Origin of the sequence: Streptomyces sp. P9-A4, from assembly GCF_036634195.1 — a bacterium.
GTDB lineage: Bacteria > Actinomycetota > Actinomycetes > Streptomycetales > Streptomycetaceae > Streptomyces.
This window is the reverse complement of record NZ_JAZIFY010000001.1, coordinates 1,378,497-1,398,849: the sequence shown is the minus strand read 5'-3', so window position 1 is coordinate 1,398,849 and position 20,353 is coordinate 1,378,497. Positions and strand designations below refer to the sequence as shown.

Here is a 20,353-nt window from a genome sequence, read left to right as displayed (position 1 = left end):
AGGCGGCACACGTGCGGTTGCGCACCCCCTTCGCCCTCCTCGGGGCCGCTCTGCTCGTCCTGGTGGGTCCTCCGCTGCTCAGTACCGGCAGCGGCTCCGACTCCGGTACGCAGATACCCGGCCTGCGCTTCATGGTCCCCAACACCCCCGGCGGCGGCTACGACATCACCGCCCGAACCGCCGCCAAGAACGCCGAGGAGGCGGGCCTCACCGGAGACATCGAGGTCTTCAACCTGCCCGGCGCGGGCGGCACCGTCGGCCTCACCCGGCTCGTCGGCGAACGGGGCAACGGCCGTCTCGCCATGTCCATGGGCCTCGGCGTCGTCGGCGCCGTCCACACCAACGAGACCCCCAGAACCCTCGCCGACACCACCCCGATCGCCCGGCTCACCGAGGAGCAGGACATCGTCGTGGTCGGCAAGGACTCCCCGTACAGGACGATCCACGAGCTGCTCGCGGCCTGGAAGAAGGACCCCGGCAAGCTGCCCGTCGGCGGCGGCTCCTCGCCCGGCGGCCCCGACCACCTCGCCCCGATGCTGATGGCCCAGGCCGCCGGCATCGCCCCGAAGGACGTCAACTACGTCCCCTTCGACGGCGGCGGCGAACTCCTCGCCTCCATCCTCGGCAACAAGGTCGGCTTCGGCGTCTCGGGCGTCGGCGAGTACCTCGACCAGATCAAGGCCGGCGAACTGCGCCTCCTCGCCGTCACCGGCCCGAAGCGCGTCCCCGGCCTCGACGCCCCCACCCTCCGCGAGGCCGGCCTCGACACCGAGTTCACCAACTGGCGCGGCATCGTCGCCCCGCCCGGCCTCTCCGACGCCGAGCGCGAGAAGCTCGTGGCGCTGGTGACCGAACTGCACGACTCCCCGCAGTGGCGCGAGTCGCTGAAGACCCACGGCTGGAACGACGCCTTCCTGCCGGGCGAGGAGTTCGGCATCTTCCTCACCGAGCAGGACCGCCGCGTCGGTTCCGTCCTCAAGGAGCTCGGCCTGTGAAACCGACCCTGCCCTCCTGGCTCCGCGGCCGCTCCGAACTCGGCGTCGGCGTCCTGCTGTTCGCCCTCGGCGTCCTCGTCCTCACCGACGCCCTCACCCTCGACACCGACCTCACCGGCCGAGGTCCCGTCGGCCCCGCCACCGTCCCCCTCGTCGTCGGCTGCGGCCTCCTCGTCGTCGCCGTCCTCCTCTCCGTCGACGTCCTGCGCGGCGGACGCGGCGAGGCCGAGGCAGGCGAGGACGTCGACCTGACGGAGCCCGCCGACTGGCGCACCGTCCTCCTCCTCGCCGGAGTCTTCCTCGCCTTCGCCGTCCTCATCGGACCCGCCGGCTTCCCCGTCTCCGGTGCCCTGCTCTTCTGGGGTTCGGCCTACGCCCTCGGCAGCCGCCACTTCCACCGCGACCCGCTGATCGCGGCCTGCCTCTCGCTCCTCACCTACGTCGTCTTCGACATGCTGCTCGGCGTCCCGCTGCCCGGCGGTCCGCTGATGGGAGTGATCTGACCCATGGATTCCCTGAACTCCCTCATCGACGGCTTCGGGACCGCCCTCACCCCGATGAACCTGCTGTGGGCCGCCATCGGCGTGCTCCTCGGCACCGCCATCGGCGTCCTGCCCGGCATCGGCCCCGCGATGGCCGTGGCCCTGCTGCTCCCGGTCACCTACGGGCTCGAACCGACCGGCGCGTTCATCATGTTCGCGGGCATCTACTACGGGGCCATGTTCGGCGGCTCCACCACCTCCATCCTCCTCAACACCCCGGGGGAGAGCGCGGCCGTCGTCGCCGCCATCGAGGGCAACCCGATGGCCAAGGCGGGCCGCGGCGCGCAGGCGCTCGCCGCCGCCGCCGTCGGGCACTTCGCCGGCGGCATGATCGGCACGGTCCTGCTCGTCGTCCTCGCCCCCACGGTCGCCGCGCTCGCCGTCGGCATCGGCGCCCCCGACTACCTGGCCCTGATGGTCCTCGCCTTCATCGCGGTGACCTCGGTCCTCGGCTCCTCCCGCATCCGGGGCCTCGCCTCGCTGCTCATCGGCCTCACCATCGGCCTGGTCGGCCTGGACCAGATGACCGGGCAGCAGCGCCTCACCTTCGGTTCGCTCCAGCTCGCCGACGGCGTCGACGTCGTCATCGTCGCGGTCGGTCTCTTCGCCATCGGCGAGGCCCTGTGGGTCGCCGCGCACCTGCGCCGCTCGACCGGCGAGGCCATCCCGGTCGGCCGCCCCTGGCTGGGCAGGGGCGATGTGAAGCGCACCTGGAAGTCCTGGCTGCGCGGCCCCCTCATCGGCTTCCCGTTCGGCGCGATCCCGGCCGGCGGCGCGGAGATCCCGACGTTCCTCTCGTACGTCACGGAGAAGCGCCTCTCCAAGCACAAGGAGGAGTTCGGCAAGGGTGCCATCGAGGGCGTGGCGGGTCCGGAGTCGGCGGCCTCGGCCTCGGCTGCCGGGACGCTCGTCTCCATGCTGACCCTGGGACTGCCGACGACGGCGGTCGCCGCCGTGATGCTGGCCGCGTTCCAGCAGTACGGCATCCAGCCCGGCCCGCTGCTGTTCGAGCGGGAACCCGAGCTGGTGTGGGGGCTCATCGCCTCGCTGTTCGTCGGCATGGTGCTGCTGCTCGCGCTCAACCTGCCGCTCGCGCCCGTCTGGGCCAAGCTGCTGCGCATCCCCCGCCCGTACCTCTACGCCGGCATCCTCTTCTTCGCCGCCGTCGGCGCGTACGCGGTGGGCGGCGAGGCGCTGGACCTGGTCATCCTGCTGGTCATCGGCCTGATCGGGCTCGGGATGCGGCGGTACGGGCTGCCGGTGCTGCCGGCCGTCATCGGGGTCATCCTCGGCCCGGCCGCCGAACAGCAGCTGCGCCGCGCCCTGCAGATCAGCGACGGCTCCCTGGCGGGCCTGGTGAACACGCCGTTCTCGATCACCGTGTACACGGTCGTCGCGCTGCTGCTCGCCTGGCCACTGCTGAGGAAGGTGACCACGGGTCGCGCAGGGCGGTGACCGTACGGGTCGTGGGGCGCGGTTGCCGTACGGGGACGGGTCGCGAGGTTGCCGGTACGGGCCTCGGCAGGCGTGACCGTACGACGATATGCACGGCGGTTTCGCCCAACTCGCCCCCGATAGGGTGAGTTTCGGCCGGGCGGCGGCCGAATCCGGTATTCCTGGCGGGCAGCGCCATCCCCCACCCCGAAGGGACCCCCGCACATGCGCGTCCGACTCGCCCTCGCCGCAGGCGCCCTGCTGGCCGCCACCGCCACGGCCGTCGCCCCCCTCGCCCACGCGGGAGGGGGCGACGGCCTCTCCGTCTACGGATACGGCACCATCGGCGAGGACGGCACGGTGACCCTCTCCGGCACCTACCACTGCCTCGACGACAGTGCGGGACCCGTCTTCGTCAGCTCCGCCCTCGTCCAGGGGAATCGTTCCGCCGGGATCGGCGGCACCCAGGCCGTCTGCGACGGACACCTCCACGAATGGGTCAACACCGCCGTCGTGAAGGATCCCGCCTACCGGCCCGGCGCGGCCACGGTGCGGGCCGCGCTCACGCAGCTCACCACCGGCGACAGCGGCCGTCCCGAACCCGGCACCCTCGCCGCCGAGGACGCGGCCGTCGAAATGAGCTGACAGGAGCGCGCTAGCGCAACAGCTCCACCAGGCCCTCGCGGCCCAGGACCTCCAGCTCGTCCAGGGCCACCACGGCACACGCCGCCGCCTCCGGGTCGGAGGCGGCGAGCCCGCTCGCCGCGAACTCGTCCTCGTCGAGCCGCAGCACCTCGCTCCCGTCCGCCGACACCCACAGGTCCAGGTCCAGGTCCTCGACCACCACCCCCGAGCCGTCGATCACGGCCGGCCGGGTGATGTCGCAGTACCAGCCCTTGAGGGAGCCTTCGGCGGACCACACCTCCTTGACCGTGAACCAGCGGTCGCGCCAGTAGTGCTCCACGAAGACATCGCCCGGCTCGAACCGTACGAAGCCGAAGTCCCGCACCCCCTCGGCCGCCCACGGGGCACGCACCGAGAGCCGGGCGCCGTCCTCCGCGAGCACCTCGGCCGGGTAGCGGATCTTCGTCCGGCCCGCCTTCGTCAGGGTGACCTCAACCGATCGTCCGGACATGCCGTACCTCCCGCGCGCAGACCTCGTAACCGAACCACTTGTTGATCGCGAGCATCGGCTCGTTCCCGGTGTCGTTCCCGGTGAACGCCTCCGCGCAGCCCGCGGCGCGCGCCCGGTGCAGCGACGCGTTCTTGGCGAGCTTCGCGAGCCCACGCCCCCGGAACGACGGGGCCGTGCCCGTCATCCCCGAGTTGTACCGGCCCAGACCGTCCGTCTGCGCCGCGCTGAACGCGGCCGGTACGCCGTCCACGACCGCGACCGTCGTCAGCGCCCGGTCGAACAGCGGGTGGTTCCAGGTGGTCGCCAGCCAGTGCTCGTAATCGTCCAGCTCCGCCCCCACGTCACCCGGCTCGTCGGCGGTCGTCACCGCGTCCAGCTCGAACAGCGGTCGCGGATCGGCCGCGAAGTCCTCGGCCGTACACAGCTCCACACCGACGGGCGGCGCCTGGAGCGGCGGCAGTCCGGCCGCGGCCAGGTCGAGCCGGAGGAAGTACGCGGAACGGCTGGGGGAGTACCCGCGCCGACCGGCCCAGGCCACGTTCTCGGGGGCGTCCAGGACCCAGCTGTACAGGGTCCGCGCACCCCGCTCGGCGAGGTGCTCCTCGGCGGCGCGCAGCAGCAGCGTCCCGGCACCACGACCGAGGTGCGCCGGGTCCACGTACACGTTCACCGAGCCGATCCCGGGCTCCGGGGCGTCATGGGCGATCCGCTGCTGCGCCGTCCCGATGACCTCGCCGTCCTCCGTGACGGCGACGAGCGGACGTTCGTGGCTCTCCGGATGGGCGTGCGCCCAGTCGAACGCGCACTGCTCGGCGCTCGCGAGCATGAAGGGGATGGCCGCACGGCGGACCCGGGCGAAATCCGCGGCGTCCTCGGCCCGTACATCACGGACGATCACTGTCATGTGGTCGCACGCTACGGGCCGGGCACGCTCCGCCGCCTCCCATTTTCCGGTGGGGTGGGGGCAGAATCGGCGGGGTGACACTCACCATCGCCGTGGACCACGAATCCACCACCGCTCCGTACGAACAGCTGCGTGCCCAGATCTCGGAGCGGGCCCGGTCGGGCAGACTGCCGGTCGGATACAAGCTGCCGACGGTACGAGGGCTCGCGGAACAGCTGGGCCTCGCCGCGAACACGGTCGCCAAGGCGTACAAGGCGCTGGAGGCGGACGGGGTGATCGAGACGCGCGGGCGGCACGGCACCTTCGTCGCCGCCGCGGGGGACGCGGCGACCCGCCGGGCCGCCACCGCCGCCGCCCAGTACGCCGAGGAGGCCCGCCGCCTCGGCCTCAGCCGCGAGGCGGCCGAGGCGGCACTGAACGAGGCGCTGCGCGCGGCCTACGACAACTGAGCCCCTGAGGCGAAGGACCCGAGGCGAAGGACCTGAGGCGAAGGCCTGAGGACGGGACCCGCGGGCACGACCTGTGGCCCGGGTCTACAGATACAGGCCCGCCCCCGCCGTGCGGGGTTCCGGGAGCTCCGTCGAGGGCGTGCCGCGGCGCAGGGCGAACAGCTCCGCCAGCGTCGCGCCCTCACGCGGCACGTCCTCCGAGCGCCCCAGCCACTCCACCGACTCGGACCGGCTCAGCGGCCCGACCTCGATCCGGGCCAGACAGCGGCCCGGCCGGACCACGGCCGGGTGGAGCCGCTCCAGGTCCTCGTTGGTGGTGACCCCGACCAGGACGTTGCGCCCCTGGCCGAGCAGGCCGTCCGTCAGGTTCAGCAGCCGGGACAGGGCCTGCCCCGCCGTGTGCTTCGCCTCGCCCCGGATCAGCTCGTCGCAGTCCTCCAGGAGCAGCAGCCGCCAGCGGCCCTTGGCCGTGCCCTCGTCCTCGCCGATGGCGATGTCCATGAGGTAGCCGACGTCGTTGAAGAGCCGCTCCGGATCGAGCACGCAGTCCACCTGGCACCAGTCCCGCCAGGACCGGGCCAGGGTCCGCAGCGCGGACGTCTTGCCGGTGCCCGGCGGGCCGTGCAGCAGCAGGAGACGGCCGGCGATGGAGTCGGGCGTCACCTTCATCAGCCGGTCCATGGACTCGGCCACCGGCGCGGAGTAGTTGGGCCGGACCTCGTCCCACGTGCCCGCGCTGATCTGCCGGGTCGTCCGGTGCGGGCCGCGCCGGGGCGACACGTACCAGAACCCCATCGTCACGTTCTCCGGCTGGGGCTCCGGCTCGTCCTTCGCCCCTTCGGTGGCCTCCTTCAGGACCCGCTGCGCGAGGTCCGCGTCGGTGGCCGTCACGGTGACGTCCGCACCCCGGTTCCAGCGGGAGACCAGCAGCGTCCAGCCCTCGCCCTCGGAGAGCTGCGCGCTGCGGTCGTCGTCCTTCGCCGCCCGCAGCACCGTGGCTCCGGCCGGGAGCAGCGTCGCGTCGGGCTTGACCCGGTCCAGGGTGGTGCTGTGCGAGTGCGGCTGCTCCCCGGTCGCGAAGCGGCCGAGGAACAGCGCGTCGACGACGTCCGAAGGGGAGTCGCTGTCGTCGATGTTCAGCCGGATCGGCAGCGAGCGCTGCGGCTCGGACGGTGCCGGTGGGGTGTCAGCCATGGCGCCCATGATCCGGCAACCGGACAGGGCGCGCACCGGGTTTTGGCCGGGACGCCGCCCCGGCCCTGCGCGTCCCGCCGCCCGACCGGGGCTTCAGATCCAGTGGCCCCGGACCGCGCCCCGGGCGCGTCGGGCGAGCGCGTACCCCTTCGTCATGGCCCGGTCGGCGGCGAAGTTCCACGCGACCGACCGGCCCTCGACGAGCCGGGTGAACTCCGCGAGGCCGGTGGACCGGCGCACCGTCACCCGCTCCAGGGCGTACGGGCCCTGGCAGCGCCTGGCCAGCGCGTTGCCGACGGCGAGCGCCTGGGTGAAACCCGCCTCCCGGACGGTACGGCGGACCCGGCGGCTGGAGTAGCCGTAGGGGTACGCGAACGAGGCGGGCGCGGTGCCGACTTCCTCGGCCACGATCTCCCGGCAGCGCAGCGTCTCGAACCGGAGCCGGCGCGCGTCGAGCTGGTCGAGCTGCGGGTGGGTGTGGCTGTGCCCGCCGATCTCGGTCCGCGCGTCGGCGAGTTCGCGCACCTGCGCCCAGTCGAGCATGGTGTCGAGGGCGCCACCGGTCCCGTGCTTTCCGGGCAGCCAGCCGGTGGAGACGAAGACGGTGCTCGCGAAGGAGTGCGCGGCGAGCACCGGCAGGGCGTACCGGTGCACGCCCTCGTACCCGTCGTCGAAGGTGACGAGCAGCGGGCGCGCGGGCAACGGCGCCCCGGAACGCCAGGCGGCGGCGAGCCCGGCGGTGGTCAGCGGGGTGAACCCGCGCTCGGCGACGACCCCCATCTGCGCGGCGAAGGCCTCGGGGGTGACGGAGAGCCCGAGGGCGGCGGGCGCGGGGTCGAGGGAGACGGCGTGGTACATGAGGACCGGGACGGGGGGACTGGGGGCCGCGCACTCGGTCACGGACGAACTCCGGAGGTCCGGCCTGCGGCTTCGGTCCCGACCCGGGACCCGGCTTCGGTCCCGGCCTCGCCCCCGGCTTCGGTCCCAGCCCTGGCCTCGCCCCCGGCTTCCGTCCCGGCCTGGGGCCCGATCCCAGCTCCGGCCCCGGCCCCCGCTTCGGTCCCGGCTTCGGTCCCGGCCTCAGCGGCGTCGGTCGGGGCGCCCCCCGCCCCCTCGATCGGCCCCCACGAGAACCTGGTGCCGCCGTGTCTCGTCCGTAGTGTGCCCAGTGCGTAGCCGCCCGCCGCCAGTGTCACGCCCGTGACGATCGCCCCGGCCCGGCCCGCGCCGCCCTCGCGTCCGCGCAGTGCGTCGCGTACCCCGCGCAGGACTCCGGCGGGCAACACCCGTGTCGTATAGCGCCGTTCGGACTCCAGGCCCTTCTGCGCGCCGACGCTCCGCGCGACCAGCGCCTTGGACAGGCCCTCGGCGTAGACCCGGGTGCGGAAGTAGCCGAAGCGTTCGCGGGCGGTGGGCACCTTGTGGTGGATGACCGCCCGGTCGTCGATGAGGAGGATCGCCTCGGGCAACGCCTTGGAGAGCCGGATGCACAGTTCGGTCTCCTCGCAGCCGAGGGGCCGCCGGCTGCCGTCCCGCCCGATGCCGGTGGCGAAGCCGCCCGCCGCGTCGAAGGCCGTACGGCGGAAGGAGGCGTTGCCGCCGAGGACGTTGCGCACGGGGACCCGGCCCGGGGGCAGGCCCCGGTAGGTGCAGCCGACGACCCAGTCGAACTCCTCGGGGAACCAGTCCGGCCGGCGGCCCGACGCCCAGGCGGGCAGGGTCCGGCCGCCGACGGCCATGACGCGCGGGTCGTCGTAGGCGGCGGAGAAGTGGTGGAGCCAGTCCCGCTCGGCGACGGCGTCGTCGTCGAGGAAGGCCACGAACGCGCCGTGGGCGGCGGCGATCCCGGTGTTGCGGCCGGCGGACAGGCCGCGGGGGCCCGCGTTGGGGAGCACCCGCACCTCCGCACCGGACGCGGGGGACGGCCGGTCCGCGTACTCCTCGGTGAGCCGGGAGAGCAGCCGCTCGTTGTGGTCGACCACGAGCAGCGTCTCGCGGGCCGGCAGGGACTGCTTCCGTACGGAGTCGACGGCGGCGAGGATGTCCTCCCAGCGATCCTCCGTGTAGACGCAGATCACCACCGAGAAGCCGTACGGGGAGGTGCCGTCGCTCAAGACGCCTCTCCCCGGGGGACGTTCACCGAGAACGGCGCGGGCCGGCGGCGGGCCGCCTTGCTGATGGCCTTCTCCTTGAGGATGACCTTGAGGACCCGGATGCCGTCACGGACGGCGTTGAGGTTGCTGACGCCGTGGATGCGGTTGTACTCGTGGCTGGGCACCTCCTGCACCTTGAGGCCCGCGGTGACGACCCGGATGTTGATGAGGGTCTCGATCTCGAACCCGGTGCAGTCGAGGGTGATCTTGTCGAGGCAGTGGCGCCAGAAGGCGTTGTAGCCGTAGCAGAGGTCGGTGTACCGGGCGCCGAACTTCCGGTTGACGAGGGTGCAGAGAGCCCAGTTGCCCAGTCGGCGGATGGTCGTCATGTCGTCCGTACCGCCGCCGTTGGCGAACCGGGAGCCCTTGGCGAAGTCGGCGCCGCCGACGAGGGCGGAGACATAGGAGACGATCTCCTGGCCGTCGGCGGAGCCGTCCGCGTCGACCATGACGATGATGTCGCCGGTGCAGGCGGCGAATCCGCTGATCAGCGCGTCGCCCTTGCCCTTGCCGACCTGCTTGACGACCTTCACGTCGGGCCGGAGTTCACGGGCGACGTCGACCGTGGCATCGGTGGAATTTCCGTCGACGAGGACGACTTCGTGTATCCATTCCGGCAGCGTCTTGAAGACGTACGGAAGATTTTCGGCCTCGTTCATCGCGGGAATGACGACGCTCACCGGCGGAGTGATCGCCAAATGCGAGGTGATCGCGCGGTACTGGGCGGCTATTCGGCTCGGCTCGGTCAATTCTTGGCCCGTGGCGGTCGGGCGCAGGAACGAGCTCATGGATCCGGTTTCCCTCTCGTCCGGTGGGCCGCCCACCCCTTGGGCGGTCCGATGGTGTGTCCGGTTCGAAAGGGGGGTTCTCGCCCCACCCGCACAGAAGCGATCTCCTTGCGGGACAGGTGAGTTGGCATGTCTGGCCGCGCGGCACCCGCGACTCGGCGCACGTTCGAGCACCGAGCACGGCACCCCCCTACCGCGCCCCGCCCCGGGACCACCAGCGACGCTAGAGCCCTCCCCTGAGCCGCTTTTGCGTGACGGACCGGTGCGAGTGAGGTCTACGACGGTATTGATGAAGGGGACTGTATGGCAAGTCCCTCATCTTCGGCCTGGTTTTCGGCAGTTTGGCGAAGGTTCGACGGTCGGATGTCTAAACGACCGGTCGGATTCGATCAATCCGTCCGCATGCGGGGAACGGTGATTCAAGACCACGCCGCTGTGCATTGCTGTGTGAATGTGTCGCGTTCTCGTCCGACCGCTTCGGTGGGACCGGAGGCTCCGGTTCCTCTCGTGGCCGGATCTCGACGGTCCCTGACGGAGGATCGGAAGACGTTCACCCCCAGTTTTGACATGAACACTTCCGGCGAGGCGGATCCGATGCTACTACCTGGTAACGCAGAGATCCTGCTACAGGGAGGTTCCATGAGACTGCCCCGCTTTACCGCCCTTTCCTCCGCGCTCCTGCTCGGAGCCGTCCTCGCCCTCACCGGGGCGGGCGCCGCTCAGGCCGCCGGGACCGCCGCACTCGACTACGTGGCCCTGGGGGACTCGTACTCCTCCGGTGTCGGCTCGGGGAGTTACGACAGCGCCAGCGGCGACTGCAAGCGCTCCACGAAGGCGTACCCGGTGCTGTGGAAGAACGCGAACGCCCCCTCCTCGTTCGCCTTCACCGCCTGCTCGGGCGCCCGAACGGGTGATGTGACCGCGAATCAGCTCGGCCCCCTCTCGGCCGCCACAGACCTGGTCTCCATCACGATCGGGGGAAATGACGCCGGTTTCGCCGACGTCATGACGACCTGTGTGCTTCAGTCCGAGGCCACCTGTATCGACCGTGTGAATCAGGCCAGGAGTTACGTGGACAGCACGCTCCCCGGGAAGCTCGACGCCGTCTACACCGCGATCCGGAACAAGGCGCCCTCCGCCCATGTCGTCGTCCTCGGCTACCCGCGCTTCTACCAGCTGGGCGGCAGCTGCATCGCCGGCCTGAGCGAGAATGAGCGCACCGCCATCAACGGCGCCTCCGACTACCTCAACGCCGCCGTCGCCAAGCGCGCCGCCAACCACGGCTACACCTACTCCAGCGTGGTCCCGGCCTTCACCGGCCACGAGATCTGCTCCAGCTCCTCGTGGCTGCACAGCGTCAACTGGCTCAACATCGGGGAGTCCTACCACCCGACCGCGGCCGGACAGTCCGGCGGCTACCTGCCGAGCTTCAGGAACGCGGTGTAGCGGTACCGCCGCCCACGCCGTCAGTGGCGCCGGGACCGGCCGGAGCGGTGCTCGTCACACCGCCCGGACCGGGCCCGGTGCCGGGGCCGTCGTCGTCCACCACCAGGTGATACGTCAGGGCCCCCGCGATCAGCAGTGCGCCGAGCAGCCCGGCGACGAGCACGGGCCCCCGGCGGGGCGCGCCGGTCACGCGGGACGCCGCCGCACCCGCCTCCGGCGTCGAGGCCTTGCCGCCCCCACCCGCCCGGCCTCCGCCGTCCCCCTCGTCGCCGTCCCGCGCCCGGCGCCCGTTCCCGCCGCCGTCGGCCGAGGTGCCGGCCCCGCCCTCCGCCGCGTACGGCTCCGCCCGTGCGACCCGGGCCCCGCCCGCCGCCACCCGGCGCAGCTCCCGCTCGACATGGTCCGCCGTCAGAGGGTGTCCGGTGTCGGGGCGCCGCAGTCCCTCCATCACGGCACCGAGTGCTTCGCGCTCGTCGTCCGCCGGGGTCCGGCGGGCCGGGCCGCCCGACGGCGGTGCCCCGGCCGCCGCGTCGAGGAGTTCCCCCAGGGCGCGCAGGTCCCCCTCCGGCCCCGGTTCGTCCTCGGGGGCGGTGCCGAAGCCGGTCACCACGATCCGCCCGTCGTTGGCGAGGAGGACGTGCCCCGGCCCCACGCCCCGGTGCGCCACACCCGCCTCGCGCGCCGCCCGCAGGGCTCCGAGCACCTCCGCGCCGACGCGTGCGGCCTCGCGCGGGGACAGCGGGCCGGCCGCCTCCAGCGTCTCGGCGAGGGTGAGTCCCCGCACCAGCTCCGTCACGACCCACGGCCGGCCGTCCTCGGTGGCCACACCGAGGGTCCGTACGACGGAGGGGTGGGAGATCCGGGCGGCGGCCCGCGCCGCGCGCTCCCGCCGAGCGAACAGCAGGGGTGCCTCGTCGGCGGGGAGCCCGTCCGGGGCCCGGAACTCCTTGAGGGCCACCTCGTGGCCGTCCGTCTCGTCCAGGGCGCGCCAGACGGTGCCGGTCACCCCCTCGGCGAGGACGTCCAGAAGCCGGTAACGACCCGCGATCACCGTCATGGATCCACGGTAGCCGAGGAGGGTCCTCCGGGCGCCGGTCCTTCGGCCCGGAACCGCTCGGACGATCTTGGTGGCGGAGATCACACCGACCCGGGTGTCCGTCGGTGACCACCCTGGGGGCAGGATGGTTCATGACGGTTCGGCAGGTGTTCGATGCCTGTCCAACTCGCCCTGGAATCAGATGGATTCGGACGGTGACCGTCAACCCCCGTACGAGTGCGACGAATCCCGCCGCCGGGATACACGGGTGTCACGGCGGGGCGATAGGGTTAACCTGCCCTGGGTCGGGTGCCCTTGTACGGGTGGGGAGTGACATGGAACAGATAGCAATGCGCAGCAGGCCGCGAGTGCCTGCCATCACCTGCGGGAGCAGTGCGACCAGTTCGCGGCTCGACCGCCATCTCGCGGTGCTCGGCGGACCCGCCGTGCCCCAGCGCGAGGCGGCCGAGGCGACGCTGCTGATGCGGGAACTGACGACGCGTACGCACGAGGCGCCGGTGCACGGTCACCGCAGCCGCAGCGCGCGGGTCTCGCTCTTCGCCCCGCTCCGCAGACTCCGCCGCTCGCTCTTCGGCACGCGCCGCTGACGGTCGGGCGCGCCGGGCCGTCGCGTACCCGCGAGGTTCCCGCCCGCCCCTGCCCGGCAGAGCGAAAGCGCGGCGCCAGTGAAAGCGCCGGACGTGTCCCCGCCCGTCCGGCGCTCCTTCGTGCCCGCTGACGGTCGGTTCGCACCCGAGGGAAGACCCGTTCGCGCCCCCGACCGGTGCGCACCCGAAGGCCGGCCCGACCGGGCCCGTCGTCCTGCCGACCGGCCCTTCGTACCCGCCGTCGTGACTCCCCCCGGTCTCAGGCGATCACCCCCACACTCCTCAGCTCCTCCACCTCCGTCTCCGGCACACCCAGCTCGGCGAGTACCCCGTCCGTGTCCTGCCCGAGTGCCGGGATCCGGTCCATCCGTGGTTCCGGCGCGTCCGGGAACACGATCGGCGGCAGCAGCGCGCGCAGCGGCCCGGCCGGTGACTCCACCTCCCGCCAGCGGTCACGGGCCGTCAGCTGCGGGTGGTCCGCCAGCTCCGCGACCGAGTTGAGCCGGGCGCAGGCGATGCCCGCCGCGTCCAGGCGCGCCAGCGCCTCGGGTGCCGTCAGCGGGGCCAGGGCCTCCGCGACCACCGCGTCCGTCGCCGCGCGCCCGGCCACCCGCGCCGTGTTCGTCGCGAAGTCCGGGGCGTCGGCCAGCTCCGGCCGGCCGAGGACCTGTTCGGCGAGCCGCCGCCACTCCCGGTCGTTCTGCACGGAGAGCAGCACCAGACCGCCGTCGGCCGTCGGATAGGCGTCGTACGGGGCGATCACCGCGTGCGCGAGCCCCGTGCGCGCCGGGGGCGTACCCCCATGCATCCCGTGGTGCAACGGGTGCCCCATCCACTCCGCGAGCGAGTCGAGCAGCGAGATCTCCACCGGACCGCCCCGCCCGGTGGTGCCGCGCCGTACGAGCGCGGCGAGGACGCCCGAGAAGGCGTACATGCCGGCCGCGATGTCGGCCGCCGGGATCCCGGACTTGACCGGCTGCTCCGGCGTCCCGGTCACCGAAACGAGGCCGGCCTCGCACTGCACGAGCATGTCGTACGCCCGCTTGAGCGCGTACGGTCCCTCCGCCCCGTACCCGGAGACGTCCACCGCGATCAGCCTCGGGTGCGCGGCGCACAGGGTGGCGGCGTCGAGGCCCAGCCGGGCCGCCGCGCCCTGGGCGAGGTTCTGCACGAAGACGTCCGCGCCGGCCACCAGCCGCCGGACGATCGCCAGGCCCCGGGGGTCCTTGAGGTCGACCGCCACGGACTCCTTGCCGCGGTTGCACCACACGAAGTGCGAGGCGAGACCCCGGGCGGCGGTGTCGTACCCCCGGGCGAAGTCCCCGCCGTCGGGCCGTTCGACCTTGACGACGCGGGCGCCGAGGTCGGCGAGCTGCCGGGTGGCGAAGGGGGCGGCGACGGCCTGCTCGACGGCGACGACCGTGATGCCTTCGAGGGGGAGTGGCTGAGTGCTCATGGAAGCCCTGCCTACCCTGCGGGGGCGGTGCTTGTCATCAGGGGGTATCTCACCGGTGGGCCCGGCCCGCTTCCCGCCCGGTGCGGCGGGAGCGCATGCCAGGCGTCGTGGGGCAGGCGGGAGTCTGACGACAGGCCCTGGGCCGGTCCGTCAGCCCCGGGCGTAGCGGCGTACCGCGAGCGGGGCGAAGACGGCGATCAGGCCCAGGGACCAGAGGAGCGCCCCGGCGACCGGGTGGGTCACCGGCCAGGCCCCGTCGGCGGGGACCGGCGCGTTGCCGAGGAGGGTCCGGACCGCCGTGGTGACCGCCGAGATCGGGTTCCACTCGGCGACCGTCCGCAGCCAGCCCGGCAGGTTGTCCGTCGGGATGTACGCGTTGGACAGCAGCGGCAGCATGAAGGTGGCGCTGCCGAGCTGCCCGGCGGCCTCCTCGCTCTTGGACGCCAGCCCGAGCAGGATGCCCACCCAGGTCGTCGCGAACCGGAAGAGCAGCAGCAGACCGAGGGCGGCCAGGGCCTCCGCCGCCGTCCCCTCGATCCGCCAGCCCATGGCGAGCCCGACCAGGACCAGCGGGACCGTGCCGACCGCACTGGCCACCAGGTCGGCCAGTGCCTGCCCGAGGGGGACGGCGGCCCGGCTCACCGGCATGGTCCTGAAGCGGTCCATGACACCCCGGTGCGCGTCCTGGGCGGACTGGAACATGCCGGTCATGAGCCCGCCCGCCGCCGTCGCCACCAGCAGACCGGGCACCAGCTGGGACCGGTACTCCGCGCCGGGCAGGGCGAGCGCGCTGCCGAACACGTACCCGAAGAAGAGCAGGAACACGATCGGCATCGTCTGCGTCATCACGGTGATCGCGGGTACGTGCAGGACACGGCGGAGATGGCGGCCGAGGACGGCCGTCCCGTCGTGGACGAGGGCGGTGCTCACGCGGCGAGCTCCTTCCGGTCGGTGAGGCGCAGGAACACCTCGTCGAGGGTGGGCGGACGCAGCGACGCGTCGACGATGAGCACCCCGGCCGCGTCGATCTCGCGGACGATCCGGGGGAGGGTGAGCGTGGTGTCCGTGGTCACCGCGCCGACCGTGCGGCGCTCCGGGTCCAGGGCCGGCGCCGAACCGGTCAGCTGGTCGAGGACGGCCGCGGCGGCTTCGAGCGGGGAGGCGGGGGCGACGACGACCTCGGCGTAGCTGCCGACGAGGGCCTTGAGTTCGGCCGGGGTGCCGCGCTGGGCGACCCGCCCCTCGTCGATCAGGACGATGTCGTCGGCGAGCTGGTCGGCCTCCTCCAGGTACTGCGTGGTCAGCAGCACGGTCGTGCCCTCGGACGCCAACTCCCTTACGGCGTCCCAGATGTCGTTGCGGCTGTGCGGATCGAGCCCGGTGGTGGGCTCGTCGAGGAAGAGGACCCGGGGCGGTACGAGCAGACTCGCCGCCAGGTCGAGCCTGCGCCGCATACCGCCGGAGTACGTGCGGGCGGGCCGCCCGGCGGCCGCGGTCAGGCCGAACCGCTCCAGGAGTTCATCGGCGCGGGAGCGCGGCGCGCGCAGCAGCCGGGCGAAGAGGCGCAGGTTCTCGGCGCCGGTCAGGTCGCCGTCGACCGAGGCGTACTGCCCGGTCACCGCGATCCGCTTCCGTACCCCCGCCGGGTCGCGCACCACGTCGTGGCCCGCGACCCGCGCACTTCCCGCGTCGGGCCTGGCGAGGGTGGTGAGGACGCGGACGGCGGTGGTCTTGCCGGCGCCGTTGGGTCCGAGGACGCCGCAGACGGAGCCCTCGGGGACGGCGAGGTCGAGGCCGCGGAGGGCGTGGACCTCGCCGTACCGCTTCTGCAGACCTTCACTAAGTACAGCGTACGTAGTCGTCATGGCGCGACCCTACCTCACTGCGTACGGCGTACGTAACTACGATGGAGGCGAGGTGATGATCCATGGCGGGCCGAGCGGCCGAACCGGAAGTGATCTGGGCGCGGCCCGAGCGCGCGGGCCGAGGCCCCAAACCGGCGTACAGCCGACGGGACATCGTGGACGCGGCCGTCCGCATCGCCGACGCGGACGGGATCGACGCGGTGTCCATGCGTCGCATCGCCGCCGAACTCGGCTGCGGCACCATGTCGCTCTACAACTACGTCCCCCGCAAGGAGGACCTGTACGAGCTGATGGTCGACGCCGTCAGCGGCGAGTACCAGCTGCCCGAGGAGCCCAGCGGCGACTGGCGAGCCGACATGACCGGCATCGCCCGCCAGGGCCGCGCGATCATGTACCGGCACCCCTGGCTGCCCCGGATCATGACCACCGCCTACGGGTTCAGCCCGAACGCCCTGGCCTTCCTGGAGTGGTGCCTGGCCTGCCTGACCCCCCTCGGCATCCCCGCCGGGCTGAAGATGCAGCTGATCGCCATGGTCAACGGCACGGTCATGGCCACCGTCGCCAACGAGCACGCCATCGCCGAGCGGGCCCGGGGGCTGCCCTGGTCCGAGGCGGAGGAGCAGGCGGTGCGCGGCGCCTACCTCGGGAGTCAGCTGGCGAGCGGACGGTACCCGCACCTCGCGGGGCTCTTCGCCGAGGCACCCGCCCCGATCGACGCGGACGCGGTCTTCACGCTGACGATCACGCGCCTCCTGGACTCGTTCGATCCTGAGGTGGGTGCGGCAGGCGGCTCGGCCGAATCGGCGGGTTCCGTCACAGGAGCATGAACTGCCCCTCCGGGCCTTCCTCCTGATGGTCCAGTACGGACGCGGGGCGGCGGGCCCGGCCGGGCGGGGGCAGGATCCCGGCCGCCCGCAGCTCCTCCCGGGTCGCGCTTCCCGCCGTTCCCGCCGTTCCCGTCGTGAACGCGGCGCGCTCCGGCTCCCGCGCGCCGAGCAGTGCGAGCACGGTGATCAGTTCCAGCAGCTCCGAGGTCCACTCCTGCGGCCAGGCCGCCGGCCCGATCGCCTCCAGCGAGCCCGGCTCCGCCGCGGCGGTCCGGTGCGCGAACCACTGCTCAAGGACCCGCATCCCGCCGACCCGGAACTCCCAGGCCTCCGCCGGTACGGGGGAGATCCGGCCCTCGTCGAGGCACAGCGCCTCGTCCCCCTCGTCGTACGTCACCGTCCTGGGGCGCGCCGGGACCGCCGCTCGCACGTACGGGCGGCGTCCGCCCGGCAGCCGCGGCCTCGTCCCGCTGAGGGCGCCGCGCGCCTGGACGTCGACGAGGTCCCGGCCGAGCGCCACGCCCGCCGCCCAGACCTCCGGGTCCTCGGGGAGCGGCACCCGGCACCCGGCGGGGGAGGGGCGGGCCGCCGCCACCGTCCACGCCAGCCACGCGTGGGCGTCGACCTCGTGCCCGTACCGCTCCCCGAGGAACGCGAGGAGACCCGGCGCGAGATTGGGCTCGTGGCCACCGGGGCGCCGGAAGAGCGGCCGGATGCGGCCCGGCCGGCCGGCGGGGGAGCGGCCCTCCGGCAGCGCGGCCGTCACGAGGAGCGCGGGGCCGGCGGCGCCCGGCACGTACCCCTGCTCGACCGCGAAGAGCTGCGGTGCGCCGGCGACCCGCCACAGCTCGGGGCGGGCGGTGTCGATCAGTCGGTGGTCGGGCAGCAGCCACTGCTCCTCGTACGGCCCCCGGGCGATCCGTACGGGCTCGGGGCAGGGGCCCGGCTCGCGGGCCCACCGGGCGGTCCCGGTCCGCTGCCCGGGCAGTGCGGCGACCGCGCTCGCCGGGGTCCGCGCCCGGCTGGGCCGGAACAGGGCATCCCGCTCGTCCCCCTCGGCGGCGGCGAGCCGGTCCCAGCGGGCGCGCAGCGTCCGTACGTCCGGCGCCGCGATCCACGAGCGGCCGAAGCGCAGCGGCGCGACGGACCACGGCATGAGGTTGTCGAGGAGGGGCGGGTCGGCGTCGTGCGCTCCGGGAGCTTCCGTCACGCCCCGCATGCTAACGAGGGCGCTCAGTGGGCTTCCAGCGTCGGCGGGATTCTGCCGCCGGCCCACGATCCGGGACTCCCGCCCGTCAGTGCGCCTCCACCGTGACCGTGAAGGAGAAGCGGTCGCCCCGGTAGCGGATGCGGGCCACGTCGACGACCCTGCCGTCCTCGTCGTAGGTCACGCCGGTGTAGTGGAGGATCGGCGACAGCAGCGGGACCTGGAGCAGGGCGGCGGTCTCCGGGTCGGCGAGCCGGGCCTCGACCGTGTCGGTGATGCGGCTGATCCGTACCCCGACGACGTCCCTCAGAACCTTCGTCATCGGCCAGCGCTCCAGATCGGCCGGGTCGATCGCGGCGGCCAGCTCGGGACGCACGGCGTTCTCCGCCCAGTTGGTCGGCTCCCCGCTCTCGCCGTCGCGCCGCAGCCGCCGGTACGCCACGATCTCCGTCAGACCGGGGAAGTGCTCCGCGAGCTCACCCGGCACCGGGGCGGCGCCATGGCCGAGAACCGTCGTCAGCTCGCCCGACTGCTGGGCCACGATCGCGTCGATCGAGCCGAGCAGCCGGCGCGGGGTGGAGCGCCGGGCGCCCGGCTCGATGAAGGTCCCGCGCCGCCGGTGCCGGCTGATCAGGCCCTCCTCCTCCAGCTCCTTGAGGGCCTGGCGCATGGTCAGCACGCTCACGCCGTAGTGGGCCGCGAGCTGCTCCTCGGTGGGCAGCCGCAGCGAGGCGTCGGGCGTGCGGCCCAGTATCGAGGCGCGCAGCGACTGCGAGACCTGGTACCAGAGCGGCAGCTTGCGGTTCAGGACCAGCGAGTCGGGTGCGAAGGCGGTCACGGGTTCTCCGTACGAAGGCTACGGGCTTACGGCCGAGACACTACGGCCGAAAGTGGCGCTCAAGACCCTGCCATACGTCGTCGTACCCCTGCTGCAGATGGTCGGCCTCCGCCGCCTGCGGGGTCGTGGTCACCGGCCAGCGGGTCTCGAACATGAAGGCGAGGCCGTCGTCGATCTTCTGCGGCCGCAGCTCGGCGGCGCTGGCCCGGTCGAAGGTCTCCTGGTCGGGGCCATGCGCCGACATCATGTTGTGCAGCGAGCCGCCGCCGGGCACGAAACCTCCCTTTCCGGCCGTCTTCGCGTCGTACGCGCCCTCGATCAGGCCCATGTACTCGCTCATCACGTTCCGGTGGAAGTACGGCGGACGGAACGTGTCCTCGCCGACCAGCCAGCGCGGCGCGAAGACCACGAAGTCCACGCCCGCGAGTCCCGGGGTGTCGGAGGGCGAGGTGAGGACGGTGAAGATCGACGGATCGGGGTGGTCGTACGAGATCGTCCCGATGACATTGAAACGATGCAGGTCGTAGACGTACGGGGTGTGGTTGCCGTGCCAGGCGACGACATCCAGCGGGGAGTGGCCGTACGTCGCCGACCAGAGGTTGCCGCAGTACTTGTTGACCACCTCCACCGGACCCTCGACGTCCTCGTACGCGGCGACCGGGGCCCGGAAGTCACGGGCGTTGGCGAGGCCGTTGGCGCCGATCGGGCCGAGGTCGGGGAGCTGGAACGGTGCCCCGAAGTTCTCGCAGACATAGCCGCGGGCGGTCTCGTCGAGCAGCTCGACGCGGAAGCGGACCCCGCGCGGGATCAGTGCGACCTCGCCGGGGTGGGCGGCGAGCAGGCCGAGTTCGGTACGGAGGAGCAGGCCGCCGCGCTCCGGGACGATCAGCAGCTCGCCGTCCGCGTCGCCGAAGACCCGCTCCATGGCGGCGTTGGCGTGGTAGAGGTGGACGGCCATGCCGGTGCGCTGGGTCGCGTCGCCGTTGCCGCCGAGGGTCCACAGGCCGGCCAGCCAGTCGGTGCCGGGCACCGGCTCGGGCAGCGGGTCCCAGCGCAGCCGGTTGGGGTCGGGCACGGTCTCGGTGAACGGCGTGCCGCGCAGCGTGCCGTTGTCGATCCGGGTGAACGGCGGGTGCGCGGCCGAGGGGCGGATCCGGTAGAGCCAGGAACGGCGGTTGTGCGCCCTCGGCTCGGTGAAGGCGCTGCCGCTGAGCTGCTCGGCGTAGAGCCCGAGCGGCGCGCGCTGCGGGGAGTTGCGGCCGTGCGGCAGTGCGCCGGGGATCGCCTCCGAGCTGTGCTCGTTGCCGAAACCGGTGCTGTATCCGAGCGTCTCGGCCGTCTTCCTGGCCTGCTCCGTGGTCATCGCCCGCTCCTGTCCTGAGCCCACAAGGGAATCCTATGCGTGACCGTAGGATTCCGCGCGCCTTCCGTCAACGGGGCGGCCGACGTGGATGGTCGTCGGGTGGCCGTCGAGTG

At 72.9% G+C, this 20,353-nt stretch carries 20 protein-coding genes and 1 pseudogene; 8 read left to right on the top strand and 13 right to left on the bottom strand.

The genetic code is table 11. From position 1 onward, the window contains the following. The first annotated feature begins 11 nt into the window (after positions 1–11). The 4 genes from V4Y03_RS06250 to V4Y03_RS06235 all read left to right on the top strand — a co-directional run bounded on the left by V4Y03_RS06250 (position 12) and on the right by V4Y03_RS06235 (position 3,616). The gene (locus tag V4Y03_RS06250) at positions 12–995 is read left to right on the top strand and encodes a Bug family tripartite tricarboxylate transporter substrate binding protein (protein ID WP_332434273.1); all 984 of its coding nucleotides are present in this window, start codon (positions 12–14) and stop codon (positions 993–995) included. Further along, positions 992–1,498: a tripartite tricarboxylate transporter TctB family protein gene (locus V4Y03_RS06245; RefSeq protein WP_332434272.1), complete on the top strand. Its 507-nt coding sequence runs from the start codon at positions 992–994 to the stop codon at positions 1,496–1,498. Before V4Y03_RS06250 ends, V4Y03_RS06245 begins: the two co-directional genes overlap by 4 nt. A 3-nt stretch (positions 1,499–1,501) precedes the next feature. Beyond that, positions 1,502–2,992 carry a tripartite tricarboxylate transporter permease gene (locus V4Y03_RS06240; protein WP_332434271.1) on the top strand — a complete coding sequence of 497 codons (1,491 nt, stop codon included), beginning with the start codon at positions 1,502–1,504 and terminating at the stop codon, positions 2,990–2,992. A 204-nt stretch (positions 2,993–3,196) separates the two neighbouring features. Continuing rightward, positions 3,197–3,616: a DUF6299 family protein gene (locus V4Y03_RS06235; RefSeq protein WP_317875990.1), complete on the top strand. Its 420-nt coding sequence runs from the start codon at positions 3,197–3,199 to the stop codon at positions 3,614–3,616. Positions 3,617–3,626: 10 nt separating this feature from the next. On the opposite strand, the gene V4Y03_RS06230 is transcribed toward V4Y03_RS06235, so the two are convergent. Further along, on the bottom strand, positions 3,627–4,106 hold the full coding sequence (locus V4Y03_RS06230; RefSeq protein ID WP_332434270.1) for a DUF402 domain-containing protein: 480 nt from the start codon (positions 4,104–4,106) through the stop codon (positions 3,627–3,629). Further along, positions 4,087–5,010 carry a GNAT family N-acetyltransferase gene (locus V4Y03_RS06225; protein ID WP_332434269.1) on the bottom strand — a complete coding sequence of 308 codons (924 nt, stop codon included), beginning with the start codon at positions 5,008–5,010 and terminating at the stop codon, positions 4,087–4,089. Before V4Y03_RS06225 ends, V4Y03_RS06230 begins: the two co-directional genes overlap by 20 nt. A 74-nt stretch (positions 5,011–5,084) precedes the next feature. Here V4Y03_RS06225 and V4Y03_RS06220 point away from each other — a divergent pair, with 74 nt between their 5' ends. Next, positions 5,085–5,459: a GntR family transcriptional regulator gene (locus V4Y03_RS06220; protein ID WP_056566107.1), complete on the top strand. Its 375-nt coding sequence runs from the start codon at positions 5,085–5,087 to the stop codon at positions 5,457–5,459. A gap of 84 nt (positions 5,460–5,543) precedes the next feature. Here V4Y03_RS06220 and V4Y03_RS06215 read toward each other — a convergent pair whose 3' ends face one another. The 4 genes and pseudogenes from V4Y03_RS06215 to V4Y03_RS06200 form a co-directional block, all read right to left on the bottom strand. Further along, a complete protein-coding gene (locus V4Y03_RS06215) occupies positions 5,544–6,662 on the bottom strand; it encodes a DUF5925 domain-containing protein (protein ID WP_332434268.1) in 1,119 nt (372 codons plus the stop codon). Positions 6,663–6,746: 84 nt separating this feature from the next. Next, positions 6,747–7,511, bottom strand: coding sequence for a polysaccharide deacetylase family protein (locus V4Y03_RS06210; protein WP_332437117.1), 765 nt, complete (start codon positions 7,509–7,511; stop codon positions 6,747–6,749). Between the two features lie 248 nt (positions 7,512–7,759). Next, positions 7,760–8,767: pseudogene (locus tag V4Y03_RS06205) on the bottom strand (glycosyltransferase family 2 protein); the annotation flags it as partial. Further along, positions 8,764–9,594, bottom strand: coding sequence for a glycosyltransferase family 2 protein (locus tag V4Y03_RS06200; protein ID WP_332434266.1), 831 nt, complete (start codon positions 9,592–9,594; stop codon positions 8,764–8,766). The pseudogene V4Y03_RS06205 and the gene V4Y03_RS06200, both read right to left, overlap by 4 nt. 639 nt (positions 9,595–10,233) lie before the next feature. Here V4Y03_RS06200 and V4Y03_RS06195 point away from each other — a divergent pair. After that, positions 10,234–11,040: an SGNH/GDSL hydrolase family protein gene (locus tag V4Y03_RS06195; RefSeq protein ID WP_332434265.1), complete on the top strand. Its 807-nt coding sequence runs from the start codon at positions 10,234–10,236 to the stop codon at positions 11,038–11,040. Here V4Y03_RS06195 and V4Y03_RS06190 read toward each other — a convergent pair. Continuing rightward, positions 11,024–12,097, bottom strand: a complete 1,074-nt coding sequence (locus V4Y03_RS06190) for a protein kinase domain-containing protein (RefSeq protein WP_332434264.1) — start codon at positions 12,095–12,097, stop codon at positions 11,024–11,026. The genes V4Y03_RS06195 and V4Y03_RS06190 overlap by 17 nt on opposite strands. 314 nt (positions 12,098–12,411) lie before the next feature. Between V4Y03_RS06190 and V4Y03_RS06185 the strand changes: the two genes are divergently transcribed. Continuing rightward, a complete protein-coding gene (locus V4Y03_RS06185; RefSeq protein ID WP_030212846.1) occupies positions 12,412–12,684 on the top strand; it encodes a hypothetical protein in 273 nt (90 codons plus the stop codon). Between the two features lie 259 nt (positions 12,685–12,943). On the opposite strand, the gene V4Y03_RS06180 is transcribed toward V4Y03_RS06185, so the two are convergent. The 3 genes from V4Y03_RS06180 to V4Y03_RS06170 all read right to left on the bottom strand — a co-directional run bounded on the left by V4Y03_RS06180 (position 12,944) and on the right by V4Y03_RS06170 (position 16,005). Then, positions 12,944–14,140, bottom strand: coding sequence for a CaiB/BaiF CoA transferase family protein (locus tag V4Y03_RS06180; protein ID WP_332434263.1), 1,197 nt, complete (start codon positions 14,138–14,140; stop codon positions 12,944–12,946). 150 nt (positions 14,141–14,290) lie between these two features. Next, complete coding sequence (locus tag V4Y03_RS06175; protein ID WP_332434262.1) at positions 14,291–15,070, bottom strand: ABC transporter permease; 780 nt, start codon at positions 15,068–15,070, stop codon at positions 14,291–14,293. Then, on the bottom strand, positions 15,067–16,005 hold the full coding sequence (locus tag V4Y03_RS06170) for an ATP-binding cassette domain-containing protein (RefSeq protein WP_317878511.1): 939 nt from the start codon (positions 16,003–16,005) through the stop codon (positions 15,067–15,069). The genes V4Y03_RS06175 and V4Y03_RS06170 overlap by 4 nt, the downstream gene beginning before the upstream one ends. A 62-nt stretch (positions 16,006–16,067) precedes the next feature. On the opposite strand from V4Y03_RS06170, the gene V4Y03_RS06165 reads away from it, so the two are divergent. Next, positions 16,068–16,832, top strand: a complete 765-nt coding sequence (locus tag V4Y03_RS06165) for a TetR/AcrR family transcriptional regulator (RefSeq protein WP_332434261.1) — start codon at positions 16,068–16,070, stop codon at positions 16,830–16,832. Here V4Y03_RS06165 and V4Y03_RS06160 read toward each other — a convergent pair. The 3 genes from V4Y03_RS06160 to hmgA all read right to left on the bottom strand — a co-directional run bounded on the left by V4Y03_RS06160 (position 16,819) and on the right by hmgA (position 20,240). Further along, positions 16,819–18,051 (bottom strand): type ISP restriction/modification enzyme, encoded by a 1,233-nt coding sequence (locus V4Y03_RS06160; protein ID WP_332434260.1) that lies wholly within the window; start codon positions 18,049–18,051, stop codon positions 16,819–16,821. The two genes, V4Y03_RS06165 and V4Y03_RS06160, sit on opposite strands and share 14 nt — an antisense overlap. 76 nt (positions 18,052–18,127) lie before the next feature. Beyond that, positions 18,128–18,877 (bottom strand): GntR family transcriptional regulator, encoded by a 750-nt coding sequence (locus V4Y03_RS06155; protein ID WP_317876363.1) that lies wholly within the window; start codon positions 18,875–18,877, stop codon positions 18,128–18,130. 40 nt (positions 18,878–18,917) lie between these two features. Then, a complete protein-coding gene (gene hmgA / locus V4Y03_RS06150) occupies positions 18,918–20,240 on the bottom strand; it encodes a homogentisate 1,2-dioxygenase (protein WP_332434259.1) in 1,323 nt (440 codons plus the stop codon). Positions 20,241–20,353: the final 113 nt, after the last annotated feature.

Coding starts and splice junctions, on each gene's coding strand:
- V4Y03_RS06240 (WP_332434271.1), top strand. CDS start 1,502: ATGGATTCCCTGAACTCCCTCATCGACGGCTTCGGGACCGCCCTCACC.
- V4Y03_RS06235 (WP_317875990.1), top strand. CDS start 3,197: ATGCGCGTCCGACTCGCCCTCGCCGCAGGCGCCCTGCTGGCCGCCACC.
- V4Y03_RS06230 (WP_332434270.1), bottom strand. CDS start 4,106: ATGTCCGGACGATCGGTTGAGGTCACCCTGACGAAGGCGGGCCGGACG.
- V4Y03_RS06225 (WP_332434269.1), bottom strand. CDS start 5,010: ATGACAGTGATCGTCCGTGATGTACGGGCCGAGGACGCCGCGGATTTC.
- V4Y03_RS06215 (WP_332434268.1), bottom strand. CDS start 6,662: ATGGGCGCCATGGCTGACACCCCACCGGCACCGTCCGAGCCGCAGCGC.
- V4Y03_RS06210 (WP_332437117.1), bottom strand. CDS start 7,511: ATGTACCACGCCGTCTCCCTCGACCCCGCGCCCGCCGCCCTCGGGCTC.
- V4Y03_RS06200 (WP_332434266.1), bottom strand. CDS start 9,594: ATGAGCTCGTTCCTGCGCCCGACCGCCACGGGCCAAGAATTGACCGAG.
- V4Y03_RS06195 (WP_332434265.1), top strand. CDS start 10,234: ATGAGACTGCCCCGCTTTACCGCCCTTTCCTCCGCGCTCCTGCTCGGA.
- V4Y03_RS06190 (WP_332434264.1), bottom strand. CDS start 12,097: ATGACGGTGATCGCGGGTCGTTACCGGCTTCTGGACGTCCTCGCCGAG.
- V4Y03_RS06185 (WP_030212846.1), top strand. CDS start 12,412: ATGGAACAGATAGCAATGCGCAGCAGGCCGCGAGTGCCTGCCATCACC.
- V4Y03_RS06180 (WP_332434263.1), bottom strand. CDS start 14,140: ATGAGCACTCAGCCACTCCCCCTCGAAGGCATCACGGTCGTCGCCGTC.
- V4Y03_RS06170 (WP_317878511.1), bottom strand. CDS start 16,005: ATGACGACTACGTACGCTGTACTTAGTGAAGGTCTGCAGAAGCGGTAC.
- V4Y03_RS06165 (WP_332434261.1), top strand. CDS start 16,068: ATGGCGGGCCGAGCGGCCGAACCGGAAGTGATCTGGGCGCGGCCCGAG.
- V4Y03_RS06160 (WP_332434260.1), bottom strand. CDS start 18,051: ATGCGGGGCGTGACGGAAGCTCCCGGAGCGCACGACGCCGACCCGCCC.
- hmgA (WP_332434259.1), bottom strand. CDS start 20,240: ATGACCACGGAGCAGGCCAGGAAGACGGCCGAGACGCTCGGATACAGC.